Annotated in this window: 10 protein-coding genes; 6 read left to right on the top strand and 4 right to left on the bottom strand. The window is 71.5% G+C overall.

What is annotated here, in order from left to right:
* Positions 1–48 precede the first annotated feature (48 nt).
* Complete coding sequence (locus NQZ70_RS44050) at positions 49–849, bottom strand: DUF4215 domain-containing protein (protein WP_129579567.1); 801 nt, start codon at positions 847–849, stop codon at positions 49–51.
* A gap of 404 nt (positions 850–1,253) precedes the next feature.
* Here NQZ70_RS44050 and NQZ70_RS44045 point away from each other — a divergent pair, with 404 nt between their 5' ends.
* The 5 genes from NQZ70_RS44045 (at position 1,254) to NQZ70_RS44025 (ending at position 8,624) form a co-directional block, all read left to right on the top strand.
* Positions 1,254–3,326 (top strand): OmpA family protein, encoded by a 2,073-nt coding sequence (locus NQZ70_RS44045; RefSeq protein ID WP_272826853.1) that lies wholly within the window; start codon positions 1,254–1,256, stop codon positions 3,324–3,326.
* 71 nt (positions 3,327–3,397) lie between these two features.
* Positions 3,398–3,904 carry a hypothetical protein gene (locus tag NQZ70_RS44040; RefSeq protein WP_129579565.1) on the top strand — a complete coding sequence of 169 codons (507 nt, stop codon included), beginning with the start codon at positions 3,398–3,400 and terminating at the stop codon, positions 3,902–3,904.
* A gap of 87 nt (positions 3,905–3,991) precedes the next feature.
* The gene (locus NQZ70_RS44035) at positions 3,992–5,797 is read left to right on the top strand and encodes a methylmalonyl-CoA mutase (RefSeq protein WP_129579564.1); all 1,806 of its coding nucleotides are present in this window, start codon (positions 3,992–3,994) and stop codon (positions 5,795–5,797) included.
* Between the two features lie 286 nt (positions 5,798–6,083).
* Positions 6,084–7,823, top strand: a complete 1,740-nt coding sequence (locus tag NQZ70_RS44030) for an ABC transporter substrate-binding protein (protein WP_207217636.1) — start codon at positions 6,084–6,086, stop codon at positions 7,821–7,823.
* 153 nt (positions 7,824–7,976) lie between these two features.
* A complete protein-coding gene (locus tag NQZ70_RS44025) occupies positions 7,977–8,624 on the top strand; it encodes a hypothetical protein (protein ID WP_129579562.1) in 648 nt (215 codons plus the stop codon).
* 15 nt (positions 8,625–8,639) lie between these two features.
* Here NQZ70_RS44025 and NQZ70_RS44020 read toward each other — a convergent pair whose 3' ends face one another.
* From NQZ70_RS44020 to NQZ70_RS44010, 3 genes are all read right to left on the bottom strand, one after another.
* The gene (locus NQZ70_RS44020) at positions 8,640–9,302 is read right to left on the bottom strand and encodes a PE-PGRS family protein (RefSeq protein ID WP_129579561.1); all 663 of its coding nucleotides are present in this window, start codon (positions 9,300–9,302) and stop codon (positions 8,640–8,642) included.
* A 173-nt stretch (positions 9,303–9,475) separates the two neighbouring features.
* Complete coding sequence (locus tag NQZ70_RS44015) at positions 9,476–10,705, bottom strand: AAA family ATPase (protein ID WP_129579560.1); 1,230 nt, start codon at positions 10,703–10,705, stop codon at positions 9,476–9,478.
* Between the two features lie 66 nt (positions 10,706–10,771).
* Positions 10,772–11,710 (bottom strand): FKBP-type peptidyl-prolyl cis-trans isomerase, encoded by a 939-nt coding sequence (locus tag NQZ70_RS44010; protein ID WP_237244604.1) that lies wholly within the window; start codon positions 11,708–11,710, stop codon positions 10,772–10,774.
* 159 nt (positions 11,711–11,869) lie between these two features.
* Here NQZ70_RS44010 and ppdK point away from each other — a divergent pair, with 159 nt between their 5' ends.
* Complete coding sequence (gene ppdK / locus NQZ70_RS44005) at positions 11,870–14,647, top strand: pyruvate, phosphate dikinase (RefSeq protein ID WP_129579558.1); 2,778 nt, start codon at positions 11,870–11,872, stop codon at positions 14,645–14,647.
* Positions 14,648–14,700: the final 53 nt, after the last annotated feature.

Genomic DNA, 14,700 nt, shown 5'->3' with positions numbered 1-14,700 from the left:
ATCTGGGCCCGTCTCCTGTGCGGGTGAGCCCCGCTCGGCAGGCGGAGATCAGCGCAGGCGCAAAGACGCCGCCGTCCACCAGGGCTCGACCTCGCAGGTGCTGCTGCAGCCGTCGCCGTCGACGGTGTTGCCGTCGTCGCACGCCTCCCGCGCGGTATGGATGCCGTCGCCGCACACGGAGACGCACTTGCTGGGCTCGCCGCTGCACGTGTAGCCGAGCGTGACCTCGCAATCCGGGCTGCAGCCGTCCGCCCCGACCGTGTTGCCGTCGTCGCACGCCTCGGTGCCGATGAGCAGGCCGTCGCCGCAGAGCGGGCCGCAGACGCTCGGCTCGCCGACGCACCTGTAGCCCGCCTCGATCACGCAGACCCCGTTGCAGCCGTCCTCGCCCGCGAGGTCGCCGTCGTCGCAGGTCTCGGCGCCGCGCAGCAGGCCGTCGCCGCACATCGTGGAACAGATGCTCGGCGCGCCGGCGCAGGTGTACCCGGCCTCGATGGCGCAGCCCTCGCCGCAGCCGTCCCCCGCCGCGGTGTTGCCGTCGTCGCACCCCTCGGCGCCGGCCACCGCCCCGTCGCCGCACACGGCGTCACCATCGCCGCCGCCGCCGCCCGCGCCGCCGCCGCCCGCGTCGCCGCCGCCGCCGCCGCCGCCGCCGCCCGCGCCCGCGTCGCCGCCGCCTGCGCTCGCGGTGCCGCCGGTGCCCGCCGTCGTCGCGCTCGACACGGCGCCCGACCCGCCCCCGCCCGACCCAGCCCCGCCGCTGCCGTCGTTCGGGCCTCCCTGCCCGCACGCAACGAGCGCCACGGCCGCGAGCGCCGCGGCCGACCCAGTCCACCTCGTGAGCAGCATCTATCCCTCCAGGAGCGAGATCTGCGAGCGACGGTGGCCCCCATCGACTCCGTACCGAGCACCTGCCGCCGCAATCTCCCTCGGAATACCCGTCTCCGATAACCAGGGACAATTCTAGCGCTGCTGGCGCGCTCGTCGCCCGGCGCGCACCTCGGCGCGCCGGGATCGCGCGGGGGAGGGCGGTTTTCCCCGGCAAATCGCGGGCGCTCGGGCGATGAGGCGACCCGCGCGCGGGCCCCTCCCGCGCCGGGCCGCGCCCGCGCCCGAGGGGCCCGCCCCGGCGGCGGCCGAAGCCCGCGGCGCCGTCTGTTTGACACCGGAATTCGCGCGATGGTACGTGGCGCCGAGCGCCAGCTCCAGGTGCGCTTGCCCCACCGCGACCTCACGAACCCGAGGACCCTGCCATGACGCCTCGCTCTCCGTTGCTCCCCGCCGAACCGCGCCCGGGCGCGCCCGACGCGCCCGACGACCGGCGCGCGCCGCCCCCCCGCAGCCAGCAAGGCCGGCCCCGCCGCCCGGGCGCCGCGCTGCTCTCCCTCGCCCTCGGCGCCGCCATGACCGCCGCAGCCGCGGGCGAGGCCGCGGCCCAGACGCGCACGGGCGACGGCAGGAACGGCGACGGCATGGACCTGCACCTGTTCCGGCCGGCGGTCGACTCCAAAGGCCTCTTCTCGGTCAACGGGGCGGACGTCCTCGGCGCCAACGACATCAGCCTGGGGCTCGTGCTCGATTACGGGCACAACATCTTGCCGCTCTCCGAGAACGACCAGGGAACGAAGGTGATGCTGAATCACGCGTTTCAGGGCACGTTCCAGTTCGATTACGGCATCGCCAACTTCCTGGTCGTCGGCCTCTCCGCCCCGGTGGTGCTCAACGGGGCCAACGCGATCAACGACATCGGCCCGGGCCCCGGCAGCAATTACGACGACGACTCGCTCGACGCCCAGGCGCTCGGCAACCTGGCGATCCACGCCAAGGTGCGCCTGCTCCGCCCCGATCAGGACGTGATCGGGCTCGCGGTGATCGCCCAGGCCGGCGTCGGCGTCGCCGGGGCAGAGGACTTCGCCGCGGACCCGGGGTTCTTCTTCTGGCCGCAGCTCGTGCTGGAGAAGCGGTTCGGCATCACCAACCCGTTCCGGATCGCGCTGAACGTCGGCTACCGCGGCCACACCGGGAAGAACCCGGCGTTCGGCCTGCGCTCGGACAACGCCACCTACCAGCTGAAGCACGGGGACTTCGCGTACTCGGACCTGCTCACCGGCGGGTTCGGCATGAGCTACCGCGTGCTCACGCCGCTCGACCTCGTGGCCGAGACCTACATGACGCAGCAGCTCGGCGGCGGCGAGAGCAGCAAGCAGAAGCTGTCGGCCGAGGCGGTCGGCGGCATCAAGCTCTTCATCGAGCGCAACAGCTTCCTCATGCTCGGCGCCGGCGTGGGGTACACGCCCGGCTTCCAGGCGGCGGAGCAGCGCGCGACCATCGGGTTCGTCTTCGAGCCGTCGATCGGCGATCGCGACGGCGACGGCATCAAGGACGATCAGGACGACTGCCCCGACGAGCCGGAGGACTACGACGGCTTCCAGGACACCAAGGCGGACTCGCCCCCCGGCAAGTACGGCTGCCCGGATCCGGACAACGACGAGGACGGCATCCTCGACGTCGACGACCGCTGCCCGAACAACCCGGAGGACCGCGACGGCGACGAGGACGACGACGGCTGCCCGGAGGGGAGCGACGGCGACCGCGACGGCGACGGCATCCTCGACTCGCGCGACAAGTGCCCGGACGAGCCGGAGGACCGCGACGGCTTCCAGGACAAAGACGGCTGCCCCGATCCCGACAACGACAAGGACGGCATCCCCGACAAGTCCGATCAGTGCCCGAACGATCCGGAGGACCGGGACGACTTCGAGGACGAGGACGGCTGCCCCGATCCCGACAACGATCGGGACGGCATCCCCGACGTGGTCGACAAGTGCCCGAACGATCCCGAGACGTTCAACGGCCTCGAGGACGAGGACGGCTGCCCGGACAAGGGCAGCGTCGTGATCGAGGAGAACAACATCGTCATCCTCGAGAAGATCCAGTTCGCGACCGGCAGCGCGGAGATCCTCCCGGAGTCGTTCGGCATCGTGCAGGCCGTCGCCGAGACGCTCAAGCACCACCCCGAGTTCACCATGATCGAGGTGCAGGGGCACGCCGACGAGCGCTCGGCCGACGCGTACAACCTCAAGCTGACGCAGGCCCGCGCGGACGCGGTCGCGGCGGCGCTCGCGGAGCGCGGCGTCAACAAGAACACGGTGCGCTCGATGGGCTACGGCGAGTACTGCCCGATCGATCCGGCCCACAACGCGGCGGCCTGGGAGAAGAACCGGCGCGTCGAGTTCAAGGTCGTGCGCACCGACAAGGGGCCGACCAACGTGGAGCTCGGCTGCGCGCTGGCCCGGTCCAAGGGCGTCGTCCCGCCGCCGCCCTGAGCGGCGCGCCGCGGGCCGACCGCGCGCGGCCGATCTGGACAGGACAGGTCGGCCCGGGGGAGAGTGGCCCCATGAACGCCCGCGCCCCGCTCCCCGCCGCCGCGGCCCTCGCGGCGGCGGCGCTCGCCGCCCTGGCGGGCGGCTGCATCGACACCGACGCCGCCGTGTTCGTCGAGCCCTCCATCGCCGCGCCCGAGGCGACCGTCTCGTCGAGCGCGCTCGGGACCGGCCTTCAGGCGAGCTTCGCGCTGAAGCTCCACCTGGGCCCGCGGGCGAGCGGGCCGAGCCGCGTCGCCGTGCGCGGGTTCGAGATCTCGAGCGCCGATCGGAAGACCGCGATCGTGGCGCCGCTCCCCGCCGAGACCACGACGCCGCTGCCGGTCGAGGTCGCTCCGGACAGCGACGTCACCGTGGAGTTCACCTTCGATACGGGCGCCGCGGGCACGACGCTGCCGGCCGACGCCGCGGCGGCGCTCTGCGCCGCGGAGGGGATCCGCGTCACGGGGACGATCGAGGACTCGCTGGAGGACGGGGCGACGCCGGTCGCCTCCGCGGTGTTCCACGCGCGCTGCCCGTGACGCGCCGCGCGGCGGCGCAGGAGAGCGCGGCGGCGATCTCCGCGCTCTCCCGCGCCGCCGCGCGCGCGCCGCGCTAAAATGCGGACCATGGCGCAACGACAGCCCACCCCCCCGCCGCAGACCGACGCGGATCGCGCGCTCCGGCCTCCGGCCCACGAAGGTGAGAGCGACGCAGGCGCGCCCCGCACCACGAACGGCGGCGGCGGCGACGGGCTCGGGCTCGACCAGGACGGGCTCGCGGCGCTCCGGCGCGCGGTGGCGGCGTGGCGCGAGGGCCCGGTCGCCGAGGCGTCGGCGCGCTTCCCGCCGCGCAGCGAGCGCTTCACCACCTGGAGCGGCGTCGACGTGCCCGACCTCGCGACGCCGGCCGACGCGCCGGTCGACTACGCGGCGGAGCTCGGGCTGCCCGGGGAGTACCCGTTCACCCGCGGCGTCCAGCCGACGATGTACCGCGGCAAGCTCTGGACGATGCGGATGTTCGCGGGCTTCGGGACGCCGGAGCAGACGAACGCGCGGTTCAAATACCTGCTCGCCGAGGGGCAGACGGGCCTGTCGACCGCCTTCGATTTCCCGACGCTCATGGGCTACGACTCCGACTCTCCGCGGTCGCTCGGCGAGGTCGGGATGTGCGGTGTCGCGGTCGACACGCTCCGCGACATGGAGGTGCTCTTCGACGGCATCCCGCTCGATCAGGTGACCACGTCGATGACCATCAACGGCCCCGCCGTGGTGCTGCTCGCGTTCTACATCGCGCTCGCCGACAAGCGCGGGATCCCGCGCAAGCGGATCGGCGGCACCGTGCAGAACGACTGCCTGAAGGAGTTCATCGCCCAGCACGCCTGGCTCGTCCCGCCGCGCCCGGCGATGCGCGTCGTGACCGACATGATCGAGTTCTGCGCGCGCGAGGTGCCGCGGTGGAACTCGGTGTCGATCAGCGGATACCACATCCGGGAGGCGGGCTCGACCGCCGCGCAGGAGCTCGCGTTCACGCTCGCGGACGGGCTCGCCTACGTCGAGAGCTGCATCGAGCGCGGCCTCGACGTCGACGCGTTCGCGCCGCGCCTGTCGTTCTTCTTCGACGTCCACAACGACTTCTTCGAGGAGATCGCGAAGCTGCGCGCCGCGCGCCGCATGTGGGCGCGGTTCCTCAAGGAGCGCTACGGGGCGAAGAGGGCCGAGAGCATGAAGCTGCGCACGCACGCGCAGACGGCCGGCGTCTCGCTGACGGCCCAGCAGCCCTACAACAACGTGGTCCGCGTCTCGCTCCAGGCGCTCGCCGCCGTGCTCGGCGGCACCCAGTCGCTCCACACGAACTCGCTCGACGAGACATACGCGCTCCCGACCGAGGAGAGCGTGACCATCGCCCTCAGGACGCAGCAGATCATCGCCCACGAGAGCGGCGTCGCGAACACCATCGATCCGCTCGGGGGGAGCTACTACGTCGAGTGGCTCACCGATCGCCTGGAGCAGGAGGCGCTCGAGTACATCCGGCGGATCGACGAGATGGGCGGGATGGTGACCGCCATCGAGAAGGGGTATCCGCAGCGCGAGATCGCCGCCTCGGCCTACCGGTTCCAGCGAGAGCTGGAGTCGGACGAGCGGATCATGGTGGGCGTCAACCGCTATGCCGCCGCCGGCGAGAAGACGATCCCCCTGCTCCGGATCGACGAGGAGGTGCAGCGGGTGCAGTGCCAGAACCTGGCCCGGGTCAAGGCCCAGCGCGACCAGGACCGGGTGCGAAGCGCGCTCGCCGAGGTGCGAAACAGCGCTCGCGGTCGCGACAACCTGATGCCCCCCATCATCGCGGCGGCCAGCGCGTACGCGACCGAGCAGGAGATCTGCGACGTGCTGCGCGAGGTCATGGGCACGTACAGCGACCCGGCCGAATTCTGATCTCCCTAGATCTACGGCGCGCGCTCCGGCGAAGGGGCGCGCGCCGGAGTGAGCATCCGAGCAGGTCACGGGTCTCACGGCGGCCCTGGGAACCCCCTCAATTCGTCAGGTTGACACTTCTCTACGTCGGCCGGTAGAGTGCGCCGGCGTCAGGGTGCCGCAGTCGCGGCCCATCCGTGGCGCCGCCGTACGGTCTGCTGTTGTCGCTGCGCTGCGGCGCTGCGTGCTGTCGGTCGAGTGAGAGGATCGTCGCGGGCGACCGAGGTCGCCGCGAGGGAGCAAGCTTATGAAGAGTCGATCCATGTCGCGCCGCATTTTTGCCCTTTCGGCGCTCTTCCTGTCCGTCGGCGCCACGGCGGCTTGTGACAACAAGGGGGCCGAGTCCGGCAAGGACCCGGCGGGGGCGAACTCCGCCGCCTCGGGCCCCGGGGCCAAGGACCAGGGCGGGGCGAAGGGCGGCGCGAAGTTCGTCACCATCTCCAGGGAGCAGCAGGCGTCCTGGGTGCGCAACTTCAACCCCCTGCTCGGCGAGGGGAGCGTGCGCTTCCCCACCGTCGCCGGCATCTACGAGCCCATGATCGTGTACAACACGATGAAGGGCGAGTTCGTGCCGTGGCTCGCCACGAAGTATGAGTGGAGCGACCAGAACAAGAAGCTCACCTTCTCGACCCGCCCCGAGGTCAAGTGGTCTGACGGACAACCCTTCTCGGCGAAGGACGTCGCGTTCACGTTCGGCCTCCTCAAGAAGTTCCCGGCGCTCGATCTCTCGGGCGTGTGGAAGTTCGTCGACTCGGTCGAGGCCAAGGACGACACCACCGTCGAGTTCAAGCTCAAGGAGGCGTTCGTCCCCGGGCTCCACTACATCGGCCACCAGCCGATCGTGCCGGAGCACAAGTGGAAGGACGTCGCCGACCCGGTCACGTTCACGAACGAGAACCCGGTCGCGACGGGCCCCTTCACCGAGGTGAAGACGTTCCAGAACCAGATCTACGAGCTCGGCAAGAACCCGAACTACTGGCAGAAGGGCAAGCCGTACGTCGAGGGTCTGCGCTTCCCGGCGTACCCGGGCAACGACCAGGCGAACCTGGCGCTCATCAACGGCGAGGTCGACTGGGCCGGCAACTTCGTCCCCGACATCGACAAGACCTACGTCGCCAAGGACCCGGAGAACAACCATTACTGGTTCCCGCTCGTCGGCGGCACCGTGACGCTCTACCCGAACGCCACGAAGAAGCCGTTCGACGACATCAAGCTGCGCAAGGCCATCAGCATGGCCATCGACCGGGCGCAGATCGCCAAGATCGCGGTCAACGGCTACACGGTCGGCGCGGACGGGACCGGGCTCGACGACGCCTACGCGCGCTGGCGCAACGAGAAGGCCGCGGCGGCGGGCGACTGGACCAACTACGACGTGGCCAAGGCGAACGCCCTCCTCGACGAGGCCGGCTACGCCAAGGGCGCGGACGGGATCCGGGCGAAGGACGGCAAGCCGCTGAAGTTCGACATCAACGTCGTGACCGGCTGGTCCGACTGGGTGCGCGCGGTCCAGATCACCACGCAGAACCTGAAGGCGGTCGGCATCGAGGCGTCGCTGAAGACGTACGACTTCAGCGCGTTCTTCGAGGCGCTCCAGAAGGGCACGTTCGACATGTCGATGGGCTGGACGAACACCGAGCCCACGCCGTTCAACTTCTACCGCGATCTCATGGCGCCGGAGTTCGTGAAGCCCGTCAACGAGGCCACGACGCGCAACTGGCACCGCTTCGCCGCCAAGGAGGCCGAGCCGCTGTTCAAGAAGTTCGCGGCCGCGACCGATCCGGCGGAGCAGAAGAGCATCATCGACGACCTGCAGATGATCTACGCCCAGCAGGTGCCGGTCATCCCGCTGTTCAAGAACCCGTCCTGGGGCGAGTACAGCACGAAGCGCTTCGTCGGGTGGCCCAGCAAGGAGAACCCGTACGCCAAGCTGTCGCCGAACAACTCGCCGGACTACCTCCTCGTCCTCACCGAGATCAAGCCGAAGTGACGCTCTCTGCGCGGCGCGCCGGGCACCCGGCGCGCTGCGCGCGTCTTCGCGCGTCCTCGCACGTGCCCTAGCACGTCTCCCCGCGTAGCTCCTCCCCTCCGTCTCCGCACAAACCTTGGCCGCCGGCGGCGCCGGTGCGAAGATCGCACCGCAATGCGCACCTCGGCCGCCCAGATCGCACGGTTCGCTGCGTTCCTCTCCGGAGCCGTCCTCGCCGCCTGCGGCGGCAACCAGCACGCGGGCGCCGCGGCGTTCTGGGAGGGCGGCACCGTCGACCCCTCCGCGCCGGCCGAGCCGGACGCCGCGCAGCAGAAGGCGCCGCGCCGGGCGGTCGGGACGCCCGACGATTTCGACGGCGCCCCGTCCACGCCCGAGGAGCGGGCTCCCTCGTCGTGGGTCGGCGTGCGGCACGACCTCGCGCTCGCGCGCGCCGCGTCGCGGGCCGAGCGGTGCAGCTGCCTGGCCGTGGAGGTGGGGGCGGCGCGCGATCCGAGGTTCCAGTGGGCGGCCGGCGCCCCGGAGACCGGGGGCGACACGCTCGCCGTCGCCCTGAGCGCGCGCGGGGTGCCCTGCCCGGGCGGCCCCGCCGACGAGGAGAGCCGGCGGCCGTCGATCTCGGCGGTCGATCAGGAGGGGAACGACATCGTCATCGAGGTCGAGGAGCTGCCGCCCGGGCGGCCGCTCGCGACCGGCGCCGTGATCCCGAGGCCCGTCCCGGGCGGGGCGATCTACGTGAAGGGGCGGAGCGCGAAGGTCCCCTACGCGCGCGCCGCCGGCGGCGCGCGCTGCAAGGTGTACTGAGACCGGCGGCGGCGCTCAGTTGCTGGGAGCGCCCGCGCAGATCCAGTCGTTGATCTTCTTGATGTTGGCCTCGGACAGGGCCGGGTTCGGGGTCGGGGGCATGCGCTTGCCGCCGTTGCAGAGGTCGACGTTGCGCAGCTTGTTGATGATGTAGCTCTGGCTCGGCATGCCCGGCACGACGAGCACCCGATCGGCGCAGGTCGTGCTGTCCCCGTTGACGAGCTCGCCGTGCGCCGCGTTCGCGCGGAGATCGAGCTCGCCGGGCAGGTGGTCGCTGTTGCCGTGGCACCCCACGCAGCTCGCGGTCAGGATCGCCTTCACGTCGGCGAAGGTCGCGGTGTCCGCGCCGCACGCCGGATCGCTGGGGGCGGAGCCGCCCTCGCCCGTGGAGCCGCCCTCACCCGTGGAGCCGCCCTCGCCCGTGGAGCCGCCCTCGTTGGCGCCGCCCTCGCCCGTGGAGCCGCCCTCGTTGGCGCCGCCCTCGCCCGTGGAGCCGCCCTCGCCCGTGGTGGCGCTGCTGGTCGAGCTGGTCCCGCCGCCCTGGCCCGTGGTGGCGCCGCTGGTCGAGCTGGTCGTGCCGCCGCCCTCGCCGCCGGGGTCGTCGTCCGAGCAGGCGGCCGCCGATAGGCCGACGGCGAGACAGAGGGCCAGTCGAAGTGTAGTTTTCTGGAGAAGCATAAAAGACCTCATTGCACTGGATTCGCGCGGCGGTCGCCGCGCCATGACGCGCCGTAGCCTAGAGGTCTCTGTGGTCGTTCACAATGCATTTCGCGAGAAGGGGAGATATTCGCTCCTCGCGAAATGGCGGCACTGCAACTCAATGGCAGCGCTGTACCGCGCTGTCCGGCGCGCTACCCCGCGAGCGCCTTCGAGGACAGCAGCTCTCCCGGATCGCGCTCTGCCATCTCCTCGAAACGCGGGAGATCGGCGAGCCGGCGCGCCGTCGTGGCGCAGGTCTCGGGGTCGCGCTCGAACGCGATCGCGCGGCTGAGGCCCTGCTTCGAGGCGCCCCGGAGCAGCGCGGGCGAGTGGGTCGTCGCCACGATCTGGCAGACGGAGGGCCGCGCCGCGCCCTCCAGGAGCTGCGCGAGCACGCCCGCGCGCTCCGGGTGCATGCCGGCGTCGGGGTCCTCCACGAGGAGCAGCGAGCCCTCCGGCGCGGTGAGCACGCCGGCGATCTTGCCGAGCACGCGCAGCGCGCCGTCCGGGAGGCTCGGCGCCGGGACGCGGGCGCCGCCCTTCTCGACGAGCACCATCATCACGTCGCCGAGGCCCGTCTCCGCAAACTCGATATCGAGGATCTCGGGCGCGAAGATCGAGCGCACCCAGCCGAGCACGTCGGCCTTGTGGTCGGCCTCCTGACAGAGCCAGCGGAGCACCGCGGAGAGGTTCTGCCCGCCGGCGCCGAGGTTCTCGATCTCGTGCGGCACGTAGCCCCGCATGCGCGAAGGGTCGATGTCGATCGACAGCGTGCCCCGCATCGCGACCTGGAGCGCATTGCAGAGCGCGATGACGTCCGAGAGGCTCACGTCGTCGCCGCGCCCGCGGTGGTGCTCGATCTGGCCGAGCAGGCTGCGCCGCGCGGGGTTGCGATCCATCGACGCGATCCTCATCGAGCGGCCCTTCTTCGACGCCGACATCAGCGCGCCCGCCCCGGCGAACCCCTCCAGGCCCTTCAGCGCCGACGCGGGCGTATCGAAGAGCGGCCCGCCGGCCGACTTCGCCTCGAGCGACTCGTGCTCGACCATCACGTCCGGCTCGACCTGACACGTGATCTTGTGTGTGAGCTCCTCCTTTCCTATCGCCCACCGGCTCTCGATGGTGAACGATTTGGCTCCCTTGTGCGTGGCCCCCTGCGTGCCGCCGCGCAGGCCCGGCCAGATCTCGCGCCTGCCGTCGACGCGGCCGCGGAAGATGTCGCACAGGGGGAGATCCAGCCCGACGCCCTGCAAGAAGCGCAGGGCGTCGAGGAAATTGCTCTTGCCGGAGCCGTTGGCCCCGAGCAGCAGCGTGAAGGGGGACAGCTCCACCGTTTGATCGGCGAAGCTCTTGAAGTTCTTGAGACGAATGGATGTCAGCATGCCTGGCCGCTCGCAGCTCTCCATGTAGCCAGGCGGTCGGCCGGATGTAAAGCGCCGGCCGACGGATCAGCGAAAGTCGATGAGCTCGATGTCGAACACGAGCATGCCGGCGGGCGCGCCGGGGCGCGTCGGCTTTTCGCCGTACGCGAGCTCGGCCGGGATCCAGAAGCGCGCCTTCTCGCCTTTCACCATCAGCTGTACGCCCTCGGTCCACCCCTTGATCACGCCGCCCAGCGGGAAGGTGATCGGCTCGTCGCGGACGATCGAGCTGTCGAACATCTTTCCGTCGGTGGTCCACCCCGTGTAGTGCACGGTGACGCGGCTCGTCGGCTTGGGGTGCTCGGTGCCCGTGCCCTTCTGGAGGACCTCGTAGGCGAGCCCGGAGGCGGTCTTCTTCGCGGCCTTGGGCGGCGCCTTCACGTCCTTCGGCACGGGCGGGGGCTTCGGCGCGGGGGCGAAGTCGAGCAGCTCGACGTCGAACACGAGCATTCCGGCCGGGGCGCCCGGCTGCATCGGCCGGTCGCCGTAGGCGAGGTTGCCCGGGATCCAGAGGCGGCGCTTCTCGCCCTTGCTCATGAGCTGGAGCGCCTCCGTCCACCCTTTGATCACGCCGCCCACGCCGAAGCTCGCCGGCTCGCCGCGGAGGACGGAGCTGTCGAACATCTTTCCGTCGGTGGTCCACCCCGTGTAGTGGACCTTCACCTTGTCGTCGGGGCCGGGATGCTCCTTGTCCTTGCCGGGCGTCAGCACCTTGAACGCGAGGCCCGAGGCCGTCTTCTGCGCGTCCGCGGGAGGCGCGGCCACGTCCGGGGGCGCGGGCAGGCCGGCGGGCTCTGGCGCAGACGGCTGCTCCGCGGTGGGCTCGGCCGCGTGCGTGGGCGGCGCGGCCGGCTTGGCAGACGCGGCCGCAGGGGCGTCGGCGGTCGCCTGAGGGGCCGGCTTCTGGTCGCAGGCGGAGAGGGGGACGGCAAGCATCGCGACAAGGACGAGGTATCCGCGCTTCATGCGCCGCTTCATAGCTCGTCCGCCGTCGAGAGCCGGTATTTTTGTGAGGTGCGCGGCGCGATTCCGTCGGTTGCGGACCCGGCGCCGCCTCCGGCCGTCCGCGCGCGGCGTTCGACGGATCTCGACCCGACTGCGCGGACGGTCTAGCGTGCGCCCGCCATGGGAAGATCGATATACTTCTTCGGCGGGGGGCAGGCGGACGGGGACGCACAGCAGAAGGAGCTGCTCGGCGGCAAGGGCGCGGGGCTCGCCGAGATGACGCGTCTCGGCATCCCGGTGCCGCCGGGCTTCACGGTCACCACCGAGGTCTGCAACGCATACTATGCCGCGGGCAAGGCGCTCCCCGCCGGCGTCGAGGACGAGATCAGGGCGGCGATCGGCCGGCTGGAGTCGCTGCTCGACGCGAGGCTCGGGAGCCCCGAGGCGCCGCTGCTCGTGTCCGTCCGCTCGGGCGCGCGCGCGTCGATGCCGGGAATGATGGATACCATCCTGAACCTCGGCCTGAACGACGAGATCGCGCGGGGGCTCGCGAAGCGCACGGGCAGCGAGCGATTCGCGCTGGACGCCTATCGGCGTTTCATCCTGACGTATGCCGATATCGTGCTCGGCGTGCCCCGCGACCGCTTCGAGGAGGCGCTCGGCCGCGCGCGCAAGCAGGCCGCGGCGCGGCTCGGCGTCGACGCGACGCGCCTGAACGCCGCCGAGCTCGAGCGCAAGGTGCCTGATTCGCTGCTCGATCCGGAGTCGCTCGCGGCGCTGATCCAGCGGCAGAAGGACATCGTCCTCGGGGCCACGGGGCGGCCGTTCCCCGACGACCCGTACGCGCAGCTCTGGGGCGCGATCCGCGCCGTCTTCGACAGCTGGAGGAACCACCGGGCCCAGGTGTACCGGAAGATGCACGATATCCCGGAGGCCTGGGGGACGGCGTGCAACGTCCAGGCGATGGTGTTCGGCAACCTGGGTGACGACTCGGGCACGGGCGTCGCGTTCACGCGCGATCCGTCGACGGGCGAGCGGCGCTTTTACGGCGAGTGGCTCCCCAACGCGCAGGGCGAGGACGTGGTGGCGGGGGTGCGCACGCCGCATCCGCTGTCGAGGTCGGGCGCTGGCGGCGTTTCCGGTACGGGCGGCGTCGACGACGCGTGCTCGCTCGAGGCGCAGATGCCCGACGTGTACGCGGAGCTCGTCGAGGTGCAGGCCACGCTCGAGCAGCACTTCCGCGACATGCAGGACCTGGAGTTCACGATCCAGCAGAAGAAGCTCTATCTGCTCCAGTGCCGCACCGGCAAGCGCACGGGCCGGGCGGCCGTGCGCATCGCGGTCGAGATGGCCAAGGAGGGCCTGATCAGCCAGCGCGAGGCGATCTTGCGGGTGGACCCGGGCTCGATCGATCAGCTGCTGCACCCGAGCATCGACCCGAGCGCGCCGAAGAAGCTGCTCGCGCGCGGCCTGCCGGCGAGCCCGGGGGCGGCGACGGGGCAGGTGGTGTTCAGCGCGGACGAGGCGGAGCGGCGCGCCGGCCAGGGCAAGGCGGTGATCCTGGTGCGGTCCGAGACGTCGCCGGAGGACATCCACGGCATGAAGGCGGCGCGCGGCATCCTGACGGCCCGCGGCGGCATGACGAGCCACGCGGCCGTGGTGGCGCGGGGGATGGGCAAGAGCTGCGTGGCCGGCTGCTCGGCGATCAGCGTGAGCCAGGGCCAGATGGCGGTGACGCTCTACGACGATCACGGGCACCCGACCGACACGATCACGGTGAAGGCCGGCGACCTGATCACGCTCGACGGCGGCACCGGCACGGTCTACCTCGGGGCGGTGCCGACCGTCCCGGCGGCGCTGAGCGGCGAGTTCGAGGAGCTCATGGTCTGGGCCGACGCGGTCCGGCGCCTGCGGGTGCGGTCGAACGCCGACACGCCCCACGACGCGAGGACGGCGCGCAACTTCGGCGCGGAGGGCATCGGGCTCTGCCGCACCGAGCACATGTTCTTCGACGAGGAGCGGATCCAGGCGATGCGCGAGATGATCCTCGCGGACGGCGAGGCGGGGCGGCGGCGCGCCCTCGCGAAGCTCTTGCCGTTCCAGCGCAGCGATTTCGTGGGCGTCTTCCGCGAGATGGCCGGCCTGCCGGTGACGATTCGCCTGCTCGATCCGCCGCTGCACGAGTTCTTGCCGCAGGACGAGGCGCAGCTCCAGCAGCTCTCGAAGGCGATGGGCGTCCCCGCGCAGGACCTCTCGCGCAAGAACGAGGAGCTCGCCGAGTACAACCCGATGCTCGGCCACCGCGGCTGCCGGCTGGCGATCACGTCGCCGGAGATCTACGAGATGCAGGCGCGCGCCATCCTCGAGGCGGCGTGCGAGGTCGCGGCGGCGGGCATCGAGGTCGAGCCCGAGATCATGATCCCGCTCAGCATGACCCGGCGCGAGCTCGCCATCACGCGCGCGCTCGTCGAGGGGGTCGCGGAGAAGGTGTTCGCCGAGAAGGGGCGGAGGGTCGACGTCCGGTTCGGGACGATGATCGAGCTCCCGCGCGCCGCGCTCGTGGCCGGCGAGCTCGCGGAGGAGGCCGAGTTCTTCAGCTTCGGCACGAACGATCTCACGCAGACGACGCTCGGCATCTCGCGCGACGACGCGGGCCGGTTCCTCGGCGCGTACGTCGAGGCCGGCATCTTCGCGAGGGATCCGTTCCAGTCGCTGGACGCGGCCGGCGTCGGGGAGCTCGTCGAGATCGGGCGGGATCGGGGGCGCGCGGCGCGGCCCGGGCTGAAGCTCGGCGTCTGCGGCGAGCACGGCGGCGATCCGAGCTCGATCGCGTTCTTCGAGCGGGCCGGGCTCGATTACGTGTCCTGCTCTCCCTTCCGCGTCCCCGTGGCCCGCCTCGCGGCCGCGCAGGCGGCGCTCGCGGCCGAGTCCTCGAGGGGTCCGCGCGCGACGGACTGACCATCACCGCTCCGGGACATACGCTGGCTCGGCGGCGCGACATCCGTTCTCAC

It is taken from the genome of Sorangium sp. So ce836 (assembly GCF_028553905.1).
Lineage (GTDB): Bacteria > Myxococcota_A > Polyangia > Polyangiales > Polyangiaceae > Sorangium > Sorangium cellulosum_D.
The sequence above is the reverse complement of the archived record's forward strand: the minus strand, read 5'-3'. Positions and strand labels throughout refer to the sequence as shown.

Coding starts and splice junctions, on each gene's coding strand:
- NQZ70_RS44025 (WP_129579562.1), top strand. CDS start 7,977: ATGCGCACCTCGGCCGCCCAGATCGCACGGTTCGCTGCGTTCCTCTCC.
- NQZ70_RS44030 (WP_207217636.1), top strand. CDS start 6,084: ATGAAGAGTCGATCCATGTCGCGCCGCATTTTTGCCCTTTCGGCGCTC.
- ppdK (WP_129579558.1), top strand. CDS start 11,870: ATGGGAAGATCGATATACTTCTTCGGCGGGGGGCAGGCGGACGGGGAC.
- NQZ70_RS44050 (WP_129579567.1), bottom strand. CDS start 849: ATGCTGCTCACGAGGTGGACTGGGTCGGCCGCGGCGCTCGCGGCCGTG.
- NQZ70_RS44015 (WP_129579560.1), bottom strand. CDS start 10,705: ATGCTGACATCCATTCGTCTCAAGAACTTCAAGAGCTTCGCCGATCAA.
- NQZ70_RS44045 (WP_272826853.1), top strand. CDS start 1,254: ATGACGCCTCGCTCTCCGTTGCTCCCCGCCGAACCGCGCCCGGGCGCG.
- NQZ70_RS44040 (WP_129579565.1), top strand. CDS start 3,398: ATGAACGCCCGCGCCCCGCTCCCCGCCGCCGCGGCCCTCGCGGCGGCG.
- NQZ70_RS44035 (WP_129579564.1), top strand. CDS start 3,992: ATGGCGCAACGACAGCCCACCCCCCCGCCGCAGACCGACGCGGATCGC.
- NQZ70_RS44010 (WP_237244604.1), bottom strand. CDS start 11,710: ATGAAGCGCGGATACCTCGTCCTTGTCGCGATGCTTGCCGTCCCCCTC.
- NQZ70_RS44020 (WP_129579561.1), bottom strand. CDS start 9,302: ATGCTTCTCCAGAAAACTACACTTCGACTGGCCCTCTGTCTCGCCGTC.